This window comes from Halomonas sp. (genome assembly GCF_029263665.1).
Classification (GTDB): domain Bacteria; phylum Pseudomonadota; class Gammaproteobacteria; order Pseudomonadales; family Halomonadaceae; genus Halomonas.
The window spans coordinates 16,780-39,159 of record NZ_JAJUFQ010000030.1 but is presented as its reverse complement, the minus strand read 5'-3'; the positions used below and the strand labels follow the sequence as shown (position 1 = coordinate 39,159).

Genomic DNA, 22,380 nt, shown 5'->3' with positions numbered 1-22,380 from the left:
AAGGTGTGGGCTTATGCTGCTTGGTCCTGCCAGTCCCGAACTTGCCTGAACTGGACTTGATTATCCGAGCCCGAACGTCCGACTTTTCCATTGTTCACCTGCCTTGCCCTGAATGCCTGCATGGTTCACAGGTTAGCCGAGGAAGTTGGTGGGCGAACAGTTTATGGCATCAGGCTACGTTTTCGAGCATAGCGGCGGCCAACAGACGCTTGGTGTAGTCGGTCTGAGGGTTGGCAAAGAGCCCTTCGGCATCACCTCGCTCCACGACAACACCGTCCTTCATCACCAGTACCGTATCGGAAAGTGCCCGCACGACGGCGAGGTCATGGCTGATGAACAGGTACGTCAGTCCGTGCTTTTTCTGCAGATCGCGCAACAAGTCGATGACGGTGACTTGCACAGAGCGGTCCAGGGCGGAAGTTGGCTCATCCAGCAGGAGAAATTCTGGCTTCAGCACCAAGGCTCGAGCGATAGCGATGCGCTGACGCTGGCCTCCTGAGAATTCGTGGGGATAGCGGTTGCGCATGGCCGGATCCAGGCTGACCTCCTGGAGAGCGCTGATGACCTGGGCATCTCGCTCGGCCCTAGATAGATGTGGCGCATGAACCTTCAGCCCCTCGCCGATGATCTCGCCTACTGTCATGCGTGGAGAGAGGGAGCCGAAGGGATCCTGGAATACCACTTGCAGGCGTGAACGAATGGGGCGCATGGCGCTTTTGTCCAAGCCATCAAGACGAGTATCAGCAAAGTGGATTTCGCCTTCGCTATCGAGCAAGCGCAACAACGCACGCCCTAGCGTGGACTTTCCTGAGCCGGATTCACCGACAATTCCCACGGTCTGGCCGCGACGAATACTGAGATCGATGCCACGTACCGCATCGAAGACATCGCTCTTGCCCAGCCAGCGCTTTTTGGTGGTAAAGCGCACACGCACCTCCTTGGCCTGCAATAACACCGGCTGTGTTTCATCTACCGGATCCTTGCAGCCACGGGGCTCGGCATCGATCAGCATGCGGGTATAGGGGTGCTGGGGATTGGCGAACAACGCTTGGGTCCGGCCTTGTTCAACCAGTTCGCCACGACGCATCACACAGACCCTGTCAGCGAAGTGGCGCACGATGGTCAGGTCATGGGTGATGAACAGGATGGCCATGCCATAGCGTTGCTGCAGCTCCTTGAGCAATTCGAGAATCTGGGCCTGCACAGTGACATCAAGGGCCGTGGTCGGTTCGTCGGCGATGAGCAGTTCTGGCTCGCCTGCCAAGGCCATGGCAATCATCACCCGTTGGCGTTGTCCGCCGGACAGCTCATGGGGAAAGCTGTCGATGCGGCGTTCGGGCTCTGGAATGCCGACTTGTGTCAGCAACTCCACGGCTCGAGCACGAGCGGCTCGTCCCTTGAGTGCCTTGTGACGATTGAGGACTTCGCCAATCTGATAGCCGATGCGGTGTAGCGGGTTCAATGAGGTCATCGGCTCCTGAAAGATCATGGCAATGTTGCCGCCACGGATACGGCGCATACGCTTGGGCGTAGCCTGGAGTATGTCTTCTCCCTTGAAGCGGATGGCGCCATGGGCATTGGCCAACTCAGGCAGCAGGCGCATGGTGGCGGTGGAGGTGACCGACTTTCCGGAGCCAGATTCGCCGACCAGGGCCAGGGTTTCCCCTGGGGAAAGGGTGAAACTGATGTTTTTCACCGCAGGTACCTGGCCGTGCGGCAGGTCGAAATCCACTGACAGTCCATCGACTTCGAGTAATGGTTTGGTGGTTTGCTGGGTTGGCGCTGTCATCTGGGGTGTCTCTGTCATGGTGCGGGACTCCTTGTCGGCTTAGCGGGTCTTCGGGTCGAGGGCATCCCTGAGCCCATCGCCGAGGAAGTTGAGACAGAACAGGGTCAGTGCCAGGAATACCGAAGGGACCAGCAGCATCCAGGGGGAGGTCTGCATCATGTCAGTACCTTCTGAGATCAACACCCCCCAACTGGTCAGTGGCTCCTGTACGCCGAGACCGAGGAACGACAGGAAGCTTTCCAGCAGGATGACTTTGGGCACGGTCAGGGTGACATAGACGATGACTGGACCGATGGCGTTGGGAATCAGGTGGCGGGTGACAACCTTACCGTCCTTGACGCCCAGAGCATGGGCGGCCTCGACAAACTCTCGCTGCTTTAGGGAAAGCGTCTGACCGCGTACGATACGGGCCATGTCAAGCCACTCCACCGCGCCAATGGCCGCGTAGATCAGGAAAATATTGCGCCCGAATACCACCATCAGCAGGATCACCAGGAACATGAAGGGCAGCGAGTACATGATGTCGACGAAGCGCATCATCAAACTGTCGACGCGGCCGCCGACATAACCGGAAATGGCGCCGTAAAGCACCCCGATGATCAAGCTGACGAAGGTAGCCACTAGTGCCACGGATAGTGAGACTCGGCCTCCGTAGAGTGTGCGTGTCAGCAGATCACGGCCGTTGGCGTCGGTACCGAGTAGATGGAAGCCCTCCAGGGTCGGTCCGACATCGAAGGCGTTCCAGTCGACGTCGGCCAGACCCCAGGGAAGTAGCCAAGGGCCGACGATACAGGTCACGGTGATCAGACAGAGCAATGCCAGGCTGACCATGGCGGCCCTGTTCCTGGTCAAGCGACGCCAGGCATCACGGCCCAGACTGTCAGCAGGTGTGCTTGAACTGACCGATACGGAGTGATCGCTCGTCACGGATGGAGTGGTCATGTTGTTGTCCTGCGTTGGCTATTCGACGTCAGTCGTCGTAGCGAATCTGTGGATCCAGAGCGGAATAGATCAGGTCGACGATCAGATTCATCAGCACGATCAGTGCGCCGTAGAACACGACGGTCCCCATCACCAGGGTATAGTCGCGATTGAGGGCGCCCTGAACGAAGTAGCGGCCGATACCAGGGATGCCAAAGATCTGTTCGATGACCACGGAGCCTGTGATGATCCCGGCAATGGCAGGACCCAGATAGGAAGTCACGGGCAGCAGGGCGGGGCGAAGCGCGTGGCGCCAGACCACTTCACGCTCGCTCAGTCCCTTGGCTCGAGCAGTGCGAATGTAGTGGCTGCTCATCACCTCGATCATGCTGGCGCGCATCATGCGGGCAATGTAGGCGATCTGCTGAATCGACAGGGCCACTATCGGCAGGATCATGTTGGGTATGGCTCCACCATCCCAGCCGCCAGCGGGCAACCAGCCAAGCAGTACCCCGAAGGTGAGTGCCAGTAGTGGGGCGACGACGAAGTTGGGGACTGCGATTCCGGCCAGGGCTGTGCCCATGACCATGTAATCGATGCTGCTGTTGCGCTTCAGCGCGGCAATGATCCCGAGTGGCAGGCCAACGGCCAGGGCCAACAGCATGGCCAGGCTGCCAATCTGTAAACTCACCGGGAAGCCCTGCATGATCAGCTCAGTGACGCTGAAGTCCTTGTACTTGAAGGAAGGGCCGAAATCGCCCTGGAGCAAGTTGCCCAGGTAGGTGATGTATTGCTGCCATAGTGGCTGATCCAGGTGGTAGGCAGCCATCAGGTTGGCTTCAATTTCGGGGGGGAGGGCGCGTTCGCCATCGAAGGGGCCGCCAGGTGCAATCCGCATCAGAAAGAAGGCAATGGTGATCACGATCAACATTGTCGGAATGGCCTGGGCCAGCCGTTTCAAGGTGTAGCTCAGCATGTCGAGTTCCTCAACAAGGCTCCTCAAAGCTCGAGTGGGGCGCGACGTGATGCAAGCGTAGATCACAGTACTGCTCGGTGAGATGTCACTTTCGCGTCACGAAGGCTATCTGTGAAGCCCAGGGGTTTCCCTGGGCCATGCCGTTGCGGCATTACTCTTCGAAGGAAATCCAGCGTGACGGGTGGTCGTCGTCAGCGTTGTCTTCCCAGCCTTTGAGCTTGGGGTTCACCAGGTTGCGGGAAACGTAATAGAGCAGGGGGATAACGGCATTGTCCTGCAGAGCCAATGACTCAGCCTGTTGCATGATGGCCTGGCGTTCATCGGCATCCATGGTATTGGCGGCCTTCTCGTAGAGCGCATCGAATTCCGCGTTGGAGTAAGCACCATAGTTGTTGCCAACACCGCTGCGTAACAGCGCCAGGTAATTCTCGGCATCGTTGTAGTCGGCGATCCAGCCAGCACGGGCGATATCGAAGTCACCTTGGGCGATGGTCTGGTAATGCACTGTGGCTTCTGCATTGACCAGCTCGACCTCGACTCCCAGCGGGCGCCACATGGCGGATACTGCCACGGCGACCTTCTTGTGCTCGTCGGTGGTGTTGTATCTCAGGCGTAATTTCAGAGGGTGGTCCGGGCCGTAGCCGGCATCCTCAAGCAGCTCCTTGGCACGGGCCATGCGTGCGTCCATATCCTTGGTGATGTCGTTGCCGTTGGCATCCTTGAAGATGACGTTCTGGGGCTCGTAATGACTGATACCCTGTGGCACTAGAGATAAGGAAGGCAGGAAGGTGCCTGCAAGAATCTGCTGGGAGAGGACCTCGCGGCGGACCGCCAGGTTGAGTGCCTCGCGTACTCGTGGATCGGTGGTCGGATGGCCGTCACGCTGGTTGGGTATGTAGTAGTAACTGCCCAGATAAGGGGCCATGTGGGTCGCGTCGGGCAGTTCCTTTTTCAGCAGCGAATACATGCTGGAGGAATACTCGCGCATGATGTCGAGTTCCCCGGCCCGGAAACGTGACACACCAGCATTGCGGTCTTCGATGGTGTGATAGCGCACACCATCGAGCTGGATCTGGTCAGCATCATAGTATTCAGGGTTCTTGACCGTGGTGATGGTGGACTGCGATACCCAGCGAGTGGGGGTGAAGGCGCCATTGGTGACGATATGGTCGAGATCGACAAAGTCCTGGCCGTATTCGTCCCAGGTATGCTTCGGGGCAGGGTAGGCGGTGTAGTGGGTCAGCAGCTCAAGAAAGTAGGGGACCGGTGTCTTCAGATGAACCACGAAGGTACGTTCATCGGGGGCTTCCACGCCAAGTGCGTCCGCCGGTTTCTTGCCGGCATTTACCTCTTCGGCATTGACCACAGGATACAGCATGTAGGCATACTTGGAAGCGCTGACGGGATCAATCAGGTGCTGCCAGCCAAACACGAAGTCTTCAGCCGTGACAGGCTCGCCGTCGGACCATTTCGCACCTTCACGCAGGTGGAATGTCCAGGTCTTTCCATCCTCGGAAACATCCCAGCTGGTTGCCATGCCTGGCAGAATTTCGCCATCGGGAGACTCTTTCACCAGGCCTTCATAGACATCCATCAGCACCTGAGATTCCCACACTCCGCCAGACACCTTGGAGGTATCGAAGGAGGCCAGTTCTCCGGCCACCCCTATATTCAAGGTCGTGGCGAGGGCTGGGTTCAGCGTCAAGGCGGATAATGACAGGCCGGTGGCCAATGCCAGGCGGCGAGCCCAGCGGGAAGAGGTGACAGTCATTGTCATGGGTTCCTTTGCGTTGCGAGAAACACTATCCGTATTGCCAGCACCCGTATTGCCAGCCCTGTAATACCCGCTTCGCAATAAAAGGAAGCGGGTCCTTGGCGGCGTCCTGTCTGGCAGTTGGTTAGCGCTTCTTTTGTTCTTGTTGGAGGGGGAGGCTCATTTCTCTACTCCGCTCCTCGATGCCTCTTGACCATCGCGCTGTCAGCACAACCTTGTCCAAATGAAAATTCTCATAATGCATTACGTTTCGTCGATGAACGGCTGGTGTCAGGGGATGAATCCGTGCTGCGGGATGACGAAGCTACGCCTTTTGGCTATAATCTTCGCCCTTTATCGCAGCCTCTCTTGGCTGCAATTTTCCCGCGCGGAAAGGCGATCGCTATGTTGGAAACCAACCCGATTCATAACCTCATCAAGGACCTGTCTGAGCGGACAGATGTCCTGAGGGGGTATCTTTGACTATGCCGAGAAGAAAGATCGGCTAGAAGAAGTCTCTCGCGAGCTTGAAGATCCTGCTGTCTGGAATGATCCAGACAATGCCCAGAAATTGGGTAAGGAACGCTCTTCTCTGGAGCTTGTCGTCGCTACCATCGATACTCTCGATCAAGGGCTGGCGGATTGCCGTGATCTGCTCGAGCTGGCTGAGATGGAAGAAGACGCCGATACGGTTGCTGAGGTAGAGGGCGAACTTGCTTCCCTGAAGGCCGACCTGGAGAAACTTGAGTTCCGGCGCATGTTTTCGGGGGAGATGGACGAGAACAACGCGTACCTGGATATCCAGGCAGGCTCCGGCGGTACCGAGGCTCAGGATTGGGCCAATATGCTGTTGCGCATGTACTTGCGCTGGGCGGAAAGCCACGGCTTCAAGGCCGAAATCACCGAGCTGTCTGCGGGTGAAGTGGCAGGTATCAAATCGGCCACGGTGCATGTGCAGGGCGACTATGCTTTCGGTTGGTTGCGCACTGAGACGGGCGTGCATCGTCTGGTTCGCAAGAGCCCATTTGATTCCGGCGGACGTCGTCATACCTCCTTTGCTTCGGTGTTTCTGTCACCTGAAATCGATGACAGCTTCGAAGTCGATATCAATCCGGCGGATTTGCGCGTCGACACCTATCGTTCCAGCGGTGCCGGTGGTCAGCACGTCAACACCACGGACTCGGCGGTACGTATTACCCACGAACCTTCTGGCGTCGTGGTATCGTGCCAGAGCCAGCGCAGCCAGCACGCCAACCGCGACTTCGCCATGAAGCAGTTGAAGGCTAAGCTGTGGGAAGTGGAAATGCAGAAGCGTAATGCTGCCAAGCAGGAAGCCGAAGATGCCAAGGCTGATATCGGCTGGGGCAGTCAGATCCGCTCCTACGTACTGGATGACCAACGCATCAAGGATCTGCGCACCTCTGTTCAGACCAGTAACTGTGACAAGGTGCTCGACGGCGATCTTGACGACTTCATCGTCGCCAGCCTCAAGCAGGGATTGTAATACCGTTTCGACGCTGTCGTTCGGAAGCCGCTGAGTTGCATGCATGTCGCAGCAGGTCAGCGGTTTTCGTCTGGTGGTGTCAGTGATTATCCGCACACTTTCAGAGTCGCTGATCGTCATCAGTGATACGAGACAGGTAGCAGTTAGCCATGGCCAATCAGGACATTCCCACCAACGCCGATATCGCCCAGGAAGAAAACCGACTGATCGCTGAGCGCCGTGCCAAGCTGGCCGCTCGCCGTCAACAGGTTGCTGAGCAGGGCGGCAGCGTCTTTCCCAACGATTTCCGGCGCGACAGCCTGGCTGCCGAGCTGCAGGACGAGTTGGGGGAGAAGGACAAGGACACACTGGAAACCCTCGGCCGTGAAGCTGCGGTGGCCGGACGTATCATGCGCAAGCGCGGCCCCTTCATTGTCATCCAGGATGTCAGTGGCCAGATCCAGCTCTATGTTGACAAGAAAGGGCTGCCGGAAGCTGTACTGGAAGATATCAAAGGCTGGGATATTGGCGATATCGTTGCCGGGCAAGGCGCGGTTCACAAGTCTGGCAAGGGCGATCTTTACGTGATGATGCGCGAGGCTCGCCTGCTGACCAAGAGCCTGCGTCCGTTGCCGGACAAGTTCCATGGCCTCACTGACATGGAAGCGCGCTATCGTCAGCGCTATCTGGATCTGATCATGAACCCGGAGTCGCGTGGAGTGTTCGCGACCCGGGCCGGGATCGTCAGTGCCATGCGCCGCTTCTTTGAAGAACGTGGCTTCATGGAAGTCGAGACGCCGATGCTGCAGCCGATTCCCGGTGGTGCTACTGCGCGTCCGTTTGTCACCCATCATAATGCGCTGGATATCGACATGTACCTGCGCATTGCCCCTGAGCTGTACCTCAAGCGCCTGGTGGTTGGTGGGTTCGAGCGTGTGTTCGAGATCAACCGCAACTTCCGCAACGAAGGCTTGTCGACTCGCCACAATCCCGAGTTCACCATGGTCGAGTTCTACTGGGCCTATGTGGACTACAAGGCGTTGATGGACCTGACCGAGGAAATGTTGCGCGAGATTGCTCAAAAGGTGCTGGGCACGATGACCCTGAACTATCAGGGCTCGACCTATGATCTGGCCAAGCCTTTCGTACGCATGACCCTGCGTGAAGCTATCCTGGCCCATGCCGAAGATATCAGTGCCTCGGATCTTGATGACCTCGACAGTGCCCGGGCATTGGCAAGCCGTCTGGATATTCAGGTCAAGGAAGGCTGGGGCTTGGGCAAGATCCAGACCGAGATTTTCGAGGAAGTCGCCGAATCCAGGCTCGATCAACCAACGTTCATCACGGAATACCCAGCCGAAGTTAGTCCGCTGGCGCGTCGTAATGATGCCAACCCTTTCGTCACCGACCGTTTTGAGTTTTTCGTCGGTGGGCGCGAGATCGCCAATGGCTTCTCCGAGCTCAATGATGCCGAAGACCAGGCCGAACGTTTCAGCGCTCAGGTAGCAGAAAAGGATGCCGGTGACCTTGAGGCTATGTATTACGACGCCGACTATGTACGGGCCCTGGAAGTGGGGTTGCCACCCACTGCAGGTGAGGGCATCGGTATCGATCGCCTGGTGATGTTGTTCACCGATAGCCCGTCGATCCGCGATGTGCTGCTATTCCCGGCCATGCGTCCGGAAAGTGGTTCGGAAGGCAACTGAGCGAACTGCGCGGAAAAATGCGTCTGCAAGCGAAGGAGTAAGCTATTGTCTCGGCTGCTGGTATAGTGGCCGGGATTTGCAAGGGTGGCCATGCATGCAGGAATTCTTCACCTGAAAACGAGGGATTCCTTGGCGTAAGCCGAGAGAGACCCCATAATGGCTGCGTTTCGACGTCGAGGAGACCACGATGAAACTGCTTAACCGTTCCGCTCTAAGCGTTAGACCGACCCAGCACTTCGTCGATTGGATCAATGCGCTTGAGCCTACTGTGGGTGATGACGACTTGACCCTGAGTGACGTCGATCGCGAAAGCACCATCTACCTGATCCCGGAGATGGACACGCCCGAGGCGCTGGAAGCGTACGTTCGTGAGCGTTATCTCGAGGTGCTGGAAAATGAACTGCGCGCCTGGGAAGAAGATGAGCGCCAATGGCCAGAAACACTTGATTGGGCATTGTTCCAGCGTTTTCTCCAAGTCGAGCACAGCTATCTTGCCATAGACCTGGATAATGAGGCTGCTCTGGAAGTGTCCGAAGTGGATGATGAGTTATTGGCGGATCTCGACCAGGACTAAGCGGCCGGGACCAAGCAACCGGGGCTATCAAGAGGCGCGCTGATGCATTGCCGCCCTCGGTCTGCAGGTCTTCCTGGCACATAGCTGCAGCATGTAGCGCCTTCTGTACCCCGTTCTGACGGCGGCTGGCAAGATGCCCTTGCTCGTTCTTCCTTCCTTGCACGAGCAAGGGGTCGTCCTTCTCTTGTGCAGGTGGCTGAAAAGCTGCTGACAAGTGGTTGTGGCCGAGGCTCTCAGCCTTGGCCAATAAGTCCATCGTTGTAATCTGTTCAATGGGTGCTATGCATGAGCCGTCTGTTCTCTGATCGTGAGGGTGACGATGGTTTGCCCAGTGCTGATCGCCGCCTGGCTGTTGTGGCGCTGACGCTTTCCACGTTGATGTCAGTGATCGATGTCACCATGATCAATATTGCACTGCCGACGATGGCCAGGGATCTTGGGATTACTGACGCGCGCGCGGTGTGGATCACCAATGTGTTCCAGATCGTGTGTGCTGCCATGCTGCTGGTATGTGCGGCAGCGAGCGAATTACTCAGTCGTCGCAAGGTCTATGTATTCGGCATTGCCATCTTCACGCTGGCTGCCATGGGGAGTGCCCTTGCCCCTAATTTCGAGACATTGCTGGTGTGCCGTGCCTTGCAGGGGCTTGGGGCGGCTGCGACGCTGTCCATCGGGCCATCGCTGTATCGGTCGATATTTCCCTCACGACTGTTGGGCAGCGCCCTTGGCCTTTCTGCTCTGATAGTGGCCATTGGCTATGCTGTAGGCCCCTCCATCGGTGGCGTGATCCTGTCGGTAGCAGATTGGCCTTGGTTGTTTGTTCTCTACCTGCCTCTCGGTATTATCTCGCTGATCATGTCGTGGAGAGCGCTACCCAGCGAACCGCGTCGAGAAGGTAGCTTCGACGCCTTGGGTGCATTGGCCTCCATTGCTATGCTGAGTGGGGTGTTCATGGCCATGGAAGCCATTGGGCAACGGGCTCCTGGCCTGGAAATACTCGGCTGGCTGGCACTGACGCTGATATCTGGTACCGCCTTTGTCGTTCGCCAGCAGCGCGCTGCATATCCATTGCTGCCGTTGTCCTTGTTCCGGGAGCCACGATTTTCACTGGCAGTAGGGACTCAAGGAGCCTCCTTCATTGGCCAGGGCCTGGCGGTGGTAGCGCTTTCCTTTTTCTATCAACAGGAAATGGGCTTCTCTGCCTTGCACACCGCCTGGTTGTTTACGCCTTGGCCATTGACGATCATGCTCATTGGCCCCGTGTCGGGACGCTTGGCCGATCGCTTCAATCCCAGCCTGGTCGCCAGTGCAGGGTTGGCGTTGTTGATGATGGGGCTGTTCAGCCTGGCAATGTTGCCGAATGATGCCGGTGTGCTGGACAGCATGTGGCGGACTGCGTTGTGCGGGCTTGGCTTTGGCCTGTTCCAGCCACCCAATAACCGTGAGCTGATGAGCAGCGTACCGAAAGAGCGAAGCGCCAGCGCTTCTGGCGTGATGAGTACCACGCGAACTGTAGGGCAGTCTCTCGGGGTGGCGATAGTCGGGTTGTGTCTGGCCGCAGGTGCTGGCGTGCAGTTGGCACTATGGGTTGGCGCTTTGACAACCGCGCTGGCATTGCTGATCAGCCTGACTCGTATTCGCCGCGCCGGCGAGGCTCAACAAGTACAACGCGCGGCACGCAAGGCTGGGGCATCGTCCGAAACGCCCTGAAGGCGTACAATGAATATCGACTCTACGAATAGCATCACTCAACTTCTTTCAGCCGAGAATCCAAGATGAGCATTCAGACGACCATCGAAGACAAACTCAAGGCCCTTGAGCCCACCGAGTTGGTGGTCGAGAACGAGAGCCACATGCACAGTGTGCCACCGAACTCGGAGACTCACTTCAAGGTGACTCTGGTGTCTGAGCGTTTTGCTGGGCTGATGCCTGTCAAACGTCATCAGCAGATCTACGCACTGTTGGCCGATGAGCTTTCCGGACCGGTCCACGCTCTGGCGCTGCATCTCTATACCCCCCATGAATGGGAAGCACGCGGTGCAACTCGTCCTGACTCCCCAGGATGCATGGGTGGCGGGCACTCGTGACCTCCGAAGCTCGCATGACTCCGGAGCCTCAGAGGCTTGCCTATCTAGAAGCCATGGGCCTGACGGCTTGGGTCGCCCGCTACCAGTTACCCAATGCGCGTGAAACGGAATCCTGTGACTGGCCTGAGCCCGAACCTGAAGTGGCACCTGCTCGAGGTGCCGACCGGTTGCATGCCCTGCTGGACGATAGCGTTGCCGGCCAAGAGTGCGCGGATGCTTCCGAACAGGCGGCAGAACCTGCCGAGAGACCGGAAAACGCCGCCCCATCAGGTCCAAGGGGCCCGCGCAAGGCGCGCGCCCTGTTAGGCGATATTGTCCCTGAAAGCGGTGATAGCACTTCCGTGGTCGTGCCAGACACTGACATGCCAATGGCAGAGCCTGCGGAGGCTCTACCTTTTGCCTGCCTGGTGGGTTGCATCGATGGTCGCTGGCTGGTGCTGGTGGCACAGACAGACCCCATGAATGTCGAGCAGCAGCGCCTGTTGGCCAACATCCTGGGGGCGGCAGGCGTTCATAGCGAGCAACGTCCAGTTTTCGAGGTACTGCATTGGCCCTTGGCCGAAGGCCTGCCTGTACGCCAGCCGTTGGAGGAAGCTCGCCAAGGGCTCAAGGCTTTTGTCACGGGGCGTGGGCGCCGTGGCTGGAAGCCAGAAAGGGTTCTGATGTTTGGTACGGATGAGACTCTTGATCGTGTCGTCGATGATGATGATGGGAAGAGCCGCACTCTCGAACTGCCATTGTGGAAAGGCCCAAGCCTTGCCTCCCTGCTGGCTGGTGCTGAAGCCAAGCGGACCCTCTGGCCACAGCTTGAAAACTGGAAAGCTCTCTGGAACCAGATCCATGCTGAACCAGGGAACGGAGCCGAGGAACGTGTCTGAACCATCCTGGCCGATCATCGAGCTGGCTTTTTCTCATATCGATGCCCTGCTGGAGCTGGAGTCATCCGGAGCCAGTCGCTTGATGTCGCCGCAGTTGCTGGCAGATGCACTGAGCAGCGAGCAACATCGCGTACTTGCCGTGGCTGATGGCGATGACCTGCTTGCTTATGCCGTGGTGGCTCGGCAACCCTTTGATGCTGAACTGGAAGCTATCATGGTGGCGGCATCATTACGTCGGAACGGGTTGGGCACTCGATTGATGAAAGCGGTGATCGAGACGACGCAGGCATGGAAAGTCGAGCACTTGTTGCTTGAAGTGCGCGTCAGCAATGACAGCGCGATAGCACTGTATCGCAGCCTGGGTTTTCAGCAGGATGGTATAAGGAAGGGGTATTATCCGCCGCAAAAAGGCCAGAGCATCAGGGAAGACGCTTGCCTGATGTCTCTGGCCTTTCAGTAACGCATGGCGCGAGAGGCGCCGGACTGAAAATAGTGTCTCAGAAGCTCTGAGTGGCAGGCGCGTCTTGTGCCGGAGCTTCTTCAGCAGCGTCGTCGAACTTGCCCAGCAATGTTGTCAGGCGACGTTCCCATTCTTCGCGTTCTTGCTTCAAGCGAGCGTTTTCCTCGCGCAGCTCCTCGGCTTCCATCTTCAGCAACTCCAGGGCCTCGACGGCACTGGTGACTTTCTGTTCGAGCTGGTTGAAGAGTTCCATGCTCATCATTATCTCCTGCTTGGCATGCTGGCTATGTGTCGTCGGGCAACCATCCGGCGGGTCGTGAGACTGAGCGTAACGCCGCAAGGAGCGGGGAACAAGCGTCTCAAGAGAGCGACGCGGAAATTTCGTCATATTGTTGCCTGAAAGGCAACAAAGATGGCAGTTCCGGGCCTTCTTTACTGTGTGTCTGACTCACATAGTGGTCAGTGTTCCGATCACTGGTGGGAGACCATTTCATGTTCACTGACTCTCAACTCACGCGTGCAGTGGCGTTGCGCCATGATCTGCATCAGCACCCAGAGCTCAAGTTCGAAGAGCACCGCACATCGGCATTGCTGGCTGAACGCCTGGAAACGCTGGGGTACAGCGTTCGTCGAGGTATCGCGGGCACCGGAGTGGTGGCCGAGCTGGATACCAGGAAGCCGGGGCCGGTACTTGCGTTTCGTGCTGATATGGATGCCTTGCCGATTGTCGAGGCCAATCAATCCGCATATTGCTCTGTGCATGAGGGGCGGATGCATGCCTGTGGTCATGATGGGCATACGGCGGCATTGATGCTTGCCGCTGAAGCCATCATGGAACGCCGGGAAACGTTATGCGGCCACCTCAAGCTATTGTTTCAGCCCGCCGAGGAAGGCGGTAATGGTGCGGAGAAGATGGTGCAGGCTGGAGTGCTTGATTCTCCGCGTGTAGATGCCATCTTTGGCTACCACAATCGCCCTGGTTTTGAGGCTGGACTGGTATTCGTCAAACCTGGGTCGGCGATGGGCGGCAATGATACCTATCGGGTGATCGTCCACGGGCGCTCTGGCCACGCTGCCATGCCACATCTTGCAGTGGATCCTATCTATGTGGGAGCGAGCATCGTGCAGCAGGTGCAAGGCATGGTGGGACGTCATAAATCTCCTTTGCGAGCTGGGGTGATCACTGTGGCTGCCTTCCATGCAGGAGATGCAGCGAATGTGATCCCAGGCTCGGCAGAATTGCTGATCAACATCCGCAGCGACAGCCCGGAAGCGCGAGATGCTCTAGTGGGGGGGCTGGAGGTGCTGGTAAGCGGAGTCTGCTCTGCACATGGCGCTACTTACGAGATGGAACATCAGCATCATGTTCCGCCTTTGGTCAATGATGCGGAATGGTCTGAGCGAGTGCTGGAAATAGCACGTAAACATGAGGTTAGCCCCAGAATCGAACAGATCGATTACATGCCGACCATGGGCGCGGAAGACTTTTCATTTTACCTGCAGCAGGTACCAGGCTGCTTTTTCTTTGTCGGTAATGGTGAGCAGGGGGCATACCTGCATAACGAGCATTACGACTTCAATGACGCCATTTTACCGGTGGCCGCAGGGACCTTTGTGGCGTTGGCTGAAGCGCTGATGGGAACGAGCTGATCCCTTTTTCCCCTGAACCTACAACAACACATACAACAAGGCGAGGAATCTCATGCAAGCTGTTCTTTCCTCAATCGAGCGTATTGGCAACAAGCTGCCCCACCCCTTTGTACTATTTGTGATACTGGCGATGGTCGTCATTGTCTTATCCACCGTCCTCTCTGCGCTCGGGGTGACCGCAGTGAGTCCAGAGACCGGGGCGGAAGTGGCAGTAAAAAGTCTTCTATCTGGTGCCGGCATAGAGTTCATGCTGACCAGCGTGGTCAGTAATTTTATTAACTTTCCTCCACTAGGGCTGATTCTGGTGGTCATGTTTGGCATTGGTCTGGCAGACAAGGTGGGGCTGTTATCGACATTGATGCAGGTGACAGTGGCCAAGGCTCCTGCTTCACTACTGACATTCATTGTGTTCATGGCCGGTATTTCCGGCAGTATCGCTTCTGATGCCAATTATTTGATCCTGATCCCATTGGTGGCAATGATCTATCAGTCCGTCGGGCGCCACCCGATAGCTGGCGCTGCTGCTGCGTATGCGGCAGCCGGGGCGGGGTTTGATGCCAGCCTGTTTGTGACAGTCGGGGATGCGTTGTTCTCGGGTATTACCACCGAGGCGGCCCGCCTTGTTGACCCGGACGCCTATGTCTCGCCAGTGGACAATTACTATTTTGTCGCCTGTTCGGTATTCGTGCTGGCTGTCGTTGGTACTGTGGTCATTGACCGTGTCGTGGAGCCTAGGTTGAACCGTACTCTGCCGGTGGAGCAGCTTGCACATGTCAGCGTGGAGCACCATGAGCTGAGTGTCGATGAGGTGCGTGGCCTCAAGCGTGTCGGGCTTGTCACCCTGGTATATGTAGGTGCTGTGATCCTGGCGGTACTGCCAGAGGCATCACCTCTACGTAATCCAGAAGGAGGGCTGATTCCCTCTCCATTTCTCAAATCACTGGTGCCTTTGATGTTTGGCTATTTTGCCGCCATTGGCATGACATATGGCCTCAGTACAGGACGTATCAAACAGGCCAAGGATGTTCCTGATCGAATGGCGGAAGCCGCTCGTGAACTAGCCCCCACCCTGGTACTGTTTTTTGCCATTTCTCAATTTATTGCGTACTTCAAATGGTCGGAGCTTGGCCAGTTCATTGCCATCGAAGGCTCCAATATATTGCAGCATACTGGTTTCACAGGACTGCCGCTGGTAGGGGCCTTCATCATCATGAGTGCGGTGTTGAATGTCTTCATGACCAGTGGATCAGCGCAATGGGCTCTGATGGCACCCGTATTCGTGCCCATGTTGATGATGATCGATTTCGATCCGGCCTTTGTGTTGGCGATGTTCCGCATAGGGGATTCAAGCACTAATATCATTTCCCCCATGAGCCCCTATTTCTCTGTCGCTCTGGTCTATATGCAGCGCTATAAAGCAGATATGGGGCTTGGGACCTTGATGGCCACCATGTTGCCGTTATCGGTCTGCTTCCTGTTGGCGTGGTCCGCGTTTCTCATGTTGTGGCTGACATTGGGACTGCCCATTGGTCCGGGGGTCTACATGATGGCAAGTTGAGTGATCATTGCATGGTCAGCATGAGTTTCCACAGATAGCCGGCGGCAGGAGACAGCCGCCGGCCTGTGCGACGCACCAGGTTGCCCTGGGTTTCTCTGGCGACAGGGTGGTCAATGGGGATTGCCATGAGGTCCCCGCGCCTGATTTCTTCGTGTGCAGCGGCAGCCGTCATGAAGGCGACCCCGATACCTGCGCTAGCCATGCGCCGTGAAACCGAGTGCAGATTGCAGCGATAAGCCGGGGGAACAGGGATGCCCGCTGCACGAAATACTGCATTGACACATTGTTGTGAGCCGGAAACATCAGGCAGGAAAATCAATTTGTGGCGCGCCAATTGTTCAACACTGACGCTGTGCTGAATTGCCAGTGGATGATGAGGCGAGACCAGAGCACACAAGGTGCCACGAATGAAAGAATGTATCGTTAATCGTGGATCCGAGACTGGGCCATAAGTGATGGCAATATCAACCTCATCCTCAATCACCATGTCATGGGGCTCTCGAGGATAGTAGATCCCGGTCTTGATCTCGATCATGACATCGGGGTAGTGACGTGCCACCTTTTTTAGAACGTTGTGGATGAAACTATCAATGAAGCCATCTCCAACAGATACCACCACCTTGCCTGCCTGGAGGTTGCGCATCCTGGAGAGTGCATCGCTGAGGTCTGCATGAAGGCGTCGCTGGGCCCTGTGGGCATCGGCAATCAGGCGGCCGGCTTCAGTAAGGTGCAAGTGACGTCCTTGGCGCTCTACTAACGCCATGCCGAGGCTCGATTCCAGGCGTCGGATTTGCCGGCTGACTACCGAAGGACTGACATTGAGATGCTCTGCTGCCGCTCGAATACCGCCACAGTTGGCCATTTCATAGAGATAATGTGCGCGTTTGTCGAGTAACGTTGTCGTGCTGCGAACCCTGGCTGCAATGCGGCTTGATTCAAGCAGATGGCACCATCTTCCGGTAGTAGAGGCGCCCATGGCTGTCGCCGGCCCGAACTTCCCGGTGCAATGACCAATTGGCTGGTACGTCTGGTATCAGATTGGCCTCGACCTCGATATAGATCCAGGCTTCCTCTGCCAGCCAGCCAGCATTTTCGAGGGCGGTGCAACATGGCGCTGCCAGGTCCATACGAAAGGGCGGGTCGAGGAAAACGATAGAAAAGGAGGCGGCGGGGGCCGGCCCCTGGAGCAGTGAGGATGCATCGGTGTTGATCACACGACTGTCTTGAATGTCCAAGGTCGTGAGGTTGGCCTCAATGGCATGGGCTACGTCAGGGTCTCGTTCCACGAAAGTGGCTTTCCTGGCCCCTCGAGACAAGGCTTCCAGACCAAGTGCTCCTGTACCGGCGAACAGATCCAGTACGTGCGCCCCATGGAGTTCACCAGTCAGCCAGTTGAAGAGTGTTTCGCGCACCTGGTCTGGGGTAGGACGCAGACCGGGCTTGTCGAGAACCGGCAAGATTCGGCGGCGATGATCACCACCAATGATGCGCAGTTTTCCCTGGCGATTCCGGCTGCTGGGCTTGCTCGAACGGGGGGAAGAGGGGCGTCGTCTTGTCATGAGACGTGATTCTACCCGTCTCCTTGTCCACAGTCATGGGGCGCAATGGTAGGATGTGTCGGTTCGTTCACACCGGCTGAGGCGTTGGTCATCCATGTTCGGTTTTTTTAAGCGCAAGAAGAAACACTCGGATCGTGAAGAGGAGCTGCCCCAGGAGCTCCCACAAGCGGTCGATGATGAGATGCCAGTCGAGCCTGAAGCTCCTGCGTCTACGGAAGTCGAAGGTCATGCCGCTGAGGCGGCTGTGTCTGAGGCAGAAGGGGCTCATGGCGAGGATAGGCAGGTCGAGCAGGAGTCGAGCGAGATGGACTTGGTTTCCTCGGAGGCCTCCCGGATCGTTCCGGATTCGCTTGCCGAATCCTCGGGCAATGAGCAGCCTGCAGAGCCAGAGCCAGAGCCAGAGCCAGAGCCAGAGCCAGAGCCAGAGCCAGAGCCAGAGCCAGAGCCAGAGCCAGAGCCAAGTGCTGTTGCTCCACCGCCAGCCCAAGGCTCCAGCATTATCGAGCCAGGTGAGGCTACCGGGCCTGCTTTGCAGGAGAAGCCCAGGACATCAACGCGTGCAGAAGATGGCCAGTCCGAGAAAAAAGGGTGGTTTGCACGTATCCGTTCAGGTCTTGGCAAGACACGGGCCAACCTCACGGATGGGCTGGCGGACCTGTTCCTCGGACGCAAGCAGATCGACGACGACCTTATCGAAGAACTGGAAACCCAACTATTGATGGCTGATGTCGGCATCGAAGCCACCAGCGATATCATGGACTCTCTTACCGATCGGGTATCACGCAAGGAGCTCAATGATCCCCAGGCGCTGTATCGGGCGCTGCAGGATGAACTGGCCGAGTTGCTCGAGCCAGTATCGGCACCGCTGAGCATCCCTCGAGGAGAAGGGCCTTTTGTCATCCTGGTGGTGGGCGTCAATGGTGTGGGGAAGACTACTACCATCGGCAAGCTGACTCAGCGTTTCCAGCGTGAAGGGCTGAGCGTGATGCTGGCCGCGGGTGACACCTTCCGCGCTGCCGCAGTAGAGCAGCTCAAGGTCTGGGGGCAGCGCAACAATGTGCCAGTGGTGGCTCAGCACACGGGGGCGGACAGTGCCTCGGTAATTTTCGATGCGCTTTCCGCTGCCAAGGCTCGTGGTGTGGATGTGCTGATAGCAGATACCGCTGGTCGCCTGCACAACAAGAGCCACTTGATGGAAGAACTGAAGAAGGTCCATCGGGTGATGGGCAAGATTGATGCCGAAGCACCACATGAAGTGATGCTGGTACTTGATGCGGGGACCGGTCAGAACGCACTTTCCCAGGCGTCAACCTTCAATGAGGCGGTCAAGGTCAGCGGTATCACTCTTACCAAGCTGGATGGTACTGCCAAGGGAGGCATTATCTTCGCACTGGCCAAGCAGCTGCAGACACCGATCCGCTTCATCGGGGTAGGCGAAGGGCTGGACGATCTGCGCCCCTTCGAATCCCGCGAGTTCGTCGACGCACTGTTCGACCGTGGCCAGGGTGACGTTGACGAATGATCGTCTTCGAGCATGTCGGTAAGCGCTATGGAGGGCGCTTTGAGGCACTCGCGCACCTGAACTTCCATATCCGGCGTGGCGAGATGGTGTTTCTTACGGGCCATTCTGGAGCGGGCAAGAGTTCGTTGCTACGCCTGATCATGCGTCTCGAGCGCCCCAGTCGTGGCCGCGTTCTGGTGGCCGGTCACGATATCGACCGGTTGCACTCCAGTCAGTTGCCGTTCTATCGCCGCCAGATCGGTGTGGTGTTCCAGGATCACCAGCTGCTGTTCGATCGATCGATTTTTCATAATGTCGCGCTACCCTTGGAAATCCGCGGATTGTCTCCACGAGATACTGCGCGCCGGGTACGTGCGGCACTGGACAAGGTCGGGCTGTTGCACCGTGAAAAGGCATTGCCCATTGAGCTTTCCGGTGGAGAACAACAACGTGTTGGCATTGCTCGAGCCGTCGTCAACAAGCCTGCGCTGCTGCTTGCCGACGAGCCTACCGGTAACCTGGATCCGCAGCTGTCGGCGGACATCATGCGGCTGTTCGAGGACTTCCATCACATCGGTACTACCGTCATGATCGCCAGCCACGATCTCGCGCTGATCGCACGCATGCATCATCGTATTCTGCGCTTGAGCGATGGTCGCCTGGTGGGCGATGAGGGGGGCGTATGAGTCGTCATCCCGGACAGCGCCAGTCTCCACAGCGGGCTGCACAGAAGGAGCAGCCGAAAACTGCACAGGTCCCTCGCCGCAAGGGGGCCCAGCAGCATACGACAAAACCTCAGGGGCAATGGCGTGCATGGTTGCGTCATCATCGTGCCATGTGTCTCGATAGTGCACGACGCCTGGTGCACCAGCCCGTAGGAAGTGTGCTGACCATGCTGGCGATTGCCATCGCGTTAGTGTTGCCGAGCGCGTTGTGGCTGACCCTGGACAGCGCCAAACTGGTTGATGCCGAACTGGATGCCAGTGCGACACTGACGGCCTATCTTGATCATAGCGTCAGCGATGCGGAAGCCGGGCGCATTCAGGAAGCATTGAGTGCCCAGCCGGAAGTCAGCTCAACGCACCTCATCACTGCGGACAAGGGCATGGAAGAGTTCCAGCAGGCGCTGGGCCTGGATGATGTGCTGGATCGACTCGATGGAAATCCTTTGCCAGCGGCAGTAGTGATTGCTCCCAAGCAGCCGGACCCAGATGAGATGGAGGCTCTGGCCGAACGCCTGCGCGACATGAGTGGTATCGAGGAGGTGCGTCTTGACCTGGCCTGGATAGAGCGCCTGCGCCAGCTTTCGGAGTTGGGGCGTCGAGTCACCCTGGCGCTGGCTGTGTTGTTTGGCTTGGGTGTGTTGCTCGTGGTGGGGAATACCATTCGCCTGGCGGTCGAGAACCGGCGCAAGGAAATTGAAGTCGTGACTCTGATTGGCGCGACACACGCCTTTGTGCGCCGCCCTTTCCTGTATAGCGGTGTCTGGTATGGCCTGGGAGGCGGGCTGTTGGCCTGGGGTCTGCTGACGTTGGGGAGTGGCTGGCTGGCGGCACCGGTGGCTGCCCTGGCCAAAAGCTATGGTGCCCACTACACTCTGCCGAGTCTGGGAGTATGGGGTTCGATTACGCTGCTGGTCTGTAGTACACTTCTTGGCTGGCTAGGGGCCTGGATCGCGGTGAGTCGCCATTTGGCAGGCATACGCCCACGTTGAAAGGTTTGGCCAATGATTTCGATATTAGATATGTCGAATATTTGCGACTAAAGGGGAACTTATCTTTTTCTATTCCCTCTAATGATCGGTCATCGTTCGCATATACAGATATTTGCATATACATCTAAAGTCCTGTTGGTCTTTGAGGAGACAATCTGCACATGAGCAACAGTCTTCTGCCGGTGGGTCATCTATCACCGGGGCACGACCTCAATGGTTATATTCAGGCTGTCAATGGTATTGCTGTACTGACAGCCGATGAAGAGCGTGAGCTGGCTTGGCGCCTGTATGACGAAGGCGATCTGGAGGCTGCACGCCGGTTGGTTCTGTCTCATTTACGTTTTGTCGTGCATATCGCTCGCAGCTATTCAGGCTACGGGCTGCCTCAGGCTGACTTGATTCAGGAAGGCAATGTTGGCCTGATGAAAGCGGTCAAGCGCTTCGATCCCACGCAAGGCGTGCGTCTGGTGTCATTCGCCGTGCACTGGATCAAAGCTGAGATTCATGAGTTCGTGCTGCGCAACTGGCGTATCGTCAAGATTGCGACCACCAAGGCACAGCGTAAGCTGTTCTTCAATCTACGTAGCGCCAAGAAACGCTTGGCCTGGCTGAACAACGACGAAGTCGATGCCATTGCCAAGGATCTGGATGTCAAGCCCGAGGTAGTGCGTGAGATGGAGGGCCGTCTGGCTTCTCATGACGCTGGCTTTGATGCAGCACCGGATGACGATGAAGACAGCATCTACCAGGCTCCGGCCCATTATCTCGAAGATACTGGCCAGGACCCGGCTGCTCGGCTCGAGGACAGTGACTGGGAAGAGGACTCCAGCCGTCGCTTGCAAGGGGCCCTCGCTGCTTTGGATGAGCGGTCACGAGACATTCTTACCCAGCGCTGGTTATCCGAAGACAAGGCCACCCTGCATGAATTGGCTGATGTCTACGGCGTGTCTGCCGAGCGCATCCGGCAACTTGAAAAGAACGCCATGAAGAAGATTCGTGAACAGATTGGTGATTCTCTGATTGCCGCCTGATCGCGATAACCGCTGATAGGCATTGCCTGATAGATACTACTTGCTGGTAGATACACTTGATAGTTGCTGCTTGATGGATAAGCAATGCCCGGGCCACGAGTTCCGGGCATTGTTGTATCTGGCCTGTGCATCGTGCAAGCATGCCATGATGGGGAAGGGCGAGGAGAAGAGAAGAGGGGGAAGAGAGTGAGGATCAGGCTGGCCCGCTACGCAGATGCCCTGGAGGTGGCAAGCATTCATGTCCATGCCTGGCAGGCGGCATATGCGGGAATCCTGGCAGATGATTATCTGGTGAATCTCTCGGTCAAGGAAAAGACGGCCTACTGGGAGCAGGTGATTCAGCAGGGCCATGAGAAGATATTGGTGGCCGAGTCGCCGGATGGCATCCAAGGCTGGGTGGTATATGGTCATGCTCGCGACCCGGATGCATTACCTGACACCGGGGAGATCCACGCCTTCTATGTCTGTCCCAAGTGCTGGGGGCAGGGAATTGGTCATGCGCTGTGGCGAGAATGTCGTGGCAGGCTGGCTGCCCTTCGGTGCAAGGAAGTGACGCTCTGGCTATTGGAAGGCAATCAACGAGCCGCATTATTCTACGAGTCCCTGGGCTTCGCTTACGAGTTTGGTTCAAGGCAGATATTCAGGCTGGGAGGGCGAGAGGTCGCTGAGCTGAGATATCGGAAATGCTTTGGAAACCTGGAGGAGCTCGCTCAGTGAGTCTGGATCGGCCTACCCCTCAA

At 57.2% G+C, this 22,380-nt stretch carries 22 protein-coding genes; 15 read left to right on the top strand and 7 right to left on the bottom strand.

Annotation, left to right across the window (positions count from 1 at the left end; all coding sequences use genetic code 11):
- Positions 1-169: 169 nt before the first annotated feature.
- From Q1K07_RS19780 to Q1K07_RS19765, 4 genes are all read right to left on the bottom strand, one after another.
- Positions 170-1,807 (bottom strand): ABC transporter ATP-binding protein, encoded by a 1,638-nt coding sequence (locus Q1K07_RS19780; RefSeq protein WP_300315189.1) that lies wholly within the window; start codon positions 1,805-1,807, stop codon positions 170-172.
- Positions 1,808-1,828: 21 nt separating this feature from the next.
- Positions 1,829-2,731, bottom strand: a complete 903-nt coding sequence (locus Q1K07_RS19775) for an ABC transporter permease (RefSeq protein ID WP_300315186.1) — start codon at positions 2,729-2,731, stop codon at positions 1,829-1,831.
- A 28-nt stretch (positions 2,732-2,759) separates the two neighbouring features.
- Positions 2,760-3,686, bottom strand: a complete 927-nt coding sequence (oppB, locus tag Q1K07_RS19770) for an oligopeptide ABC transporter permease OppB (RefSeq protein ID WP_300315184.1) — start codon at positions 3,684-3,686, stop codon at positions 2,760-2,762.
- Between the two features lie 151 nt (positions 3,687-3,837).
- Positions 3,838-5,463 carry a peptide ABC transporter substrate-binding protein gene (locus tag Q1K07_RS19765; RefSeq protein WP_300315181.1) on the bottom strand — a complete coding sequence of 542 codons (1,626 nt, stop codon included), beginning with the start codon at positions 5,461-5,463 and terminating at the stop codon, positions 3,838-3,840.
- A 186-nt stretch (positions 5,464-5,649) separates the two neighbouring features.
- Between Q1K07_RS19765 and Q1K07_RS19760 the strand changes: the two genes are divergently transcribed.
- The 8 genes from Q1K07_RS19760 to rimI all read left to right on the top strand — a co-directional run bounded on the left by Q1K07_RS19760 (position 5,650) and on the right by rimI (position 12,627).
- Complete coding sequence (locus Q1K07_RS19760) at positions 5,650-5,922, top strand: hypothetical protein (protein ID WP_300315206.1); 273 nt, start codon at positions 5,650-5,652, stop codon at positions 5,920-5,922.
- Positions 5,845-6,943 (top strand): peptide chain release factor 2 gene (prfB, locus tag Q1K07_RS19755; RefSeq protein WP_366945098.1). Its coding sequence is split into 2 segments (ribosomal slippage): positions 5,845-5,919 and positions 5,921-6,943, totalling 1,098 coding nucleotides; the frame shifts between segments, so codons are not numbered across the junction. The genes Q1K07_RS19760 and prfB overlap by 78 nt, the downstream gene beginning before the upstream one ends.
- A gap of 149 nt (positions 6,944-7,092) precedes the next feature.
- Positions 7,093-8,628, top strand: a complete 1,536-nt coding sequence (gene lysS, locus Q1K07_RS19750; protein ID WP_300315179.1) for a lysine--tRNA ligase — start codon at positions 7,093-7,095, stop codon at positions 8,626-8,628.
- Positions 8,629-8,815: 187 nt separating this feature from the next.
- Positions 8,816-9,202 carry a hypothetical protein gene (locus Q1K07_RS19745; protein ID WP_300315177.1) on the top strand — a complete coding sequence of 129 codons (387 nt, stop codon included), beginning with the start codon at positions 8,816-8,818 and terminating at the stop codon, positions 9,200-9,202.
- Positions 9,203-9,487: 285 nt separating this feature from the next.
- The gene (locus Q1K07_RS19740; protein WP_300315173.1) at positions 9,488-10,912 is read left to right on the top strand and encodes an MFS transporter; all 1,425 of its coding nucleotides are present in this window, start codon (positions 9,488-9,490) and stop codon (positions 10,910-10,912) included.
- A gap of 65 nt (positions 10,913-10,977) precedes the next feature.
- A complete protein-coding gene (locus Q1K07_RS19735) occupies positions 10,978-11,289 on the top strand; it encodes a BolA/IbaG family iron-sulfur metabolism protein (RefSeq protein ID WP_149283296.1) in 312 nt (103 codons plus the stop codon).
- Positions 11,286-12,167: a hypothetical protein gene (locus Q1K07_RS19730; protein WP_300315169.1), complete on the top strand. Its 882-nt coding sequence runs from the start codon at positions 11,286-11,288 to the stop codon at positions 12,165-12,167. The genes Q1K07_RS19735 and Q1K07_RS19730 overlap by 4 nt, the downstream gene beginning before the upstream one ends.
- Positions 12,160-12,627 (top strand): ribosomal protein S18-alanine N-acetyltransferase, encoded by a 468-nt coding sequence (gene rimI, locus Q1K07_RS19725; protein ID WP_300315166.1) that lies wholly within the window; start codon positions 12,160-12,162, stop codon positions 12,625-12,627. The genes Q1K07_RS19730 and rimI overlap by 8 nt, the downstream gene beginning before the upstream one ends.
- 37 nt (positions 12,628-12,664) lie before the next feature.
- Here the strand turns inward: rimI and Q1K07_RS19720 are convergent, their stop codons facing one another.
- On the bottom strand, positions 12,665-12,886 hold the full coding sequence (locus tag Q1K07_RS19720; protein ID WP_300315202.1) for a cell division protein ZapB: 222 nt from the start codon (positions 12,884-12,886) through the stop codon (positions 12,665-12,667).
- A gap of 233 nt (positions 12,887-13,119) precedes the next feature.
- Between Q1K07_RS19720 and Q1K07_RS19715 the strand changes: the two genes are divergently transcribed.
- Positions 13,120-14,277, top strand: a complete 1,158-nt coding sequence (locus Q1K07_RS19715) for a M20 family metallopeptidase (protein WP_300315163.1) — start codon at positions 13,120-13,122, stop codon at positions 14,275-14,277.
- 52 nt (positions 14,278-14,329) lie between these two features.
- A complete protein-coding gene (locus tag Q1K07_RS19710) occupies positions 14,330-15,835 on the top strand; it encodes an AbgT family transporter (protein ID WP_300315160.1) in 1,506 nt (501 codons plus the stop codon).
- Between the two features lie 4 nt (positions 15,836-15,839).
- Here the strand turns inward: Q1K07_RS19710 and Q1K07_RS19705 are convergent, their stop codons facing one another.
- Together Q1K07_RS19705 and rsmD are read right to left on the bottom strand one after the other, a co-directional pair.
- A complete protein-coding gene (locus tag Q1K07_RS19705) occupies positions 15,840-16,811 on the bottom strand; it encodes a LysR family transcriptional regulator (RefSeq protein WP_300315157.1) in 972 nt (323 codons plus the stop codon).
- On the bottom strand, positions 16,771-17,394 hold the full coding sequence (gene rsmD / locus Q1K07_RS19700) for a 16S rRNA (guanine(966)-N(2))-methyltransferase RsmD (protein WP_300315154.1): 624 nt from the start codon (positions 17,392-17,394) through the stop codon (positions 16,771-16,773). The genes Q1K07_RS19705 and rsmD overlap by 41 nt, the downstream gene beginning before the upstream one ends.
- Before the next feature lie 94 nt (positions 17,395-17,488).
- Here rsmD and ftsY point away from each other — a divergent pair, with 94 nt between their 5' ends.
- From ftsY to Q1K07_RS19675, 5 genes are all read left to right on the top strand, one after another.
- Positions 17,489-18,916 carry a signal recognition particle-docking protein FtsY gene (ftsY, locus tag Q1K07_RS19695; RefSeq protein WP_300315152.1) on the top strand — a complete coding sequence of 476 codons (1,428 nt, stop codon included), beginning with the start codon at positions 17,489-17,491 and terminating at the stop codon, positions 18,914-18,916.
- On the top strand, positions 18,913-19,581 hold the full coding sequence (ftsE, locus tag Q1K07_RS19690; protein WP_300315149.1) for a cell division ATP-binding protein FtsE: 669 nt from the start codon (positions 18,913-18,915) through the stop codon (positions 19,579-19,581). The genes ftsY and ftsE overlap by 4 nt, the downstream gene beginning before the upstream one ends.
- Positions 19,578-20,609, top strand: coding sequence for a permease-like cell division protein FtsX (gene ftsX / locus Q1K07_RS19685; RefSeq protein WP_300315146.1), 1,032 nt, complete (start codon positions 19,578-19,580; stop codon positions 20,607-20,609). Before ftsE ends, ftsX begins: the two co-directional genes overlap by 4 nt.
- A gap of 161 nt (positions 20,610-20,770) precedes the next feature.
- The gene (gene rpoH / locus Q1K07_RS19680; RefSeq protein ID WP_300315144.1) at positions 20,771-21,640 is read left to right on the top strand and encodes an RNA polymerase sigma factor RpoH; all 870 of its coding nucleotides are present in this window, start codon (positions 20,771-20,773) and stop codon (positions 21,638-21,640) included.
- Positions 21,641-21,826: 186 nt separating this feature from the next.
- Positions 21,827-22,357: a GNAT family N-acetyltransferase gene (locus tag Q1K07_RS19675; RefSeq protein ID WP_300315141.1), complete on the top strand. Its 531-nt coding sequence runs from the start codon at positions 21,827-21,829 to the stop codon at positions 22,355-22,357.
- The last annotated feature ends 23 nt before the right edge of the window (positions 22,358-22,380 follow it).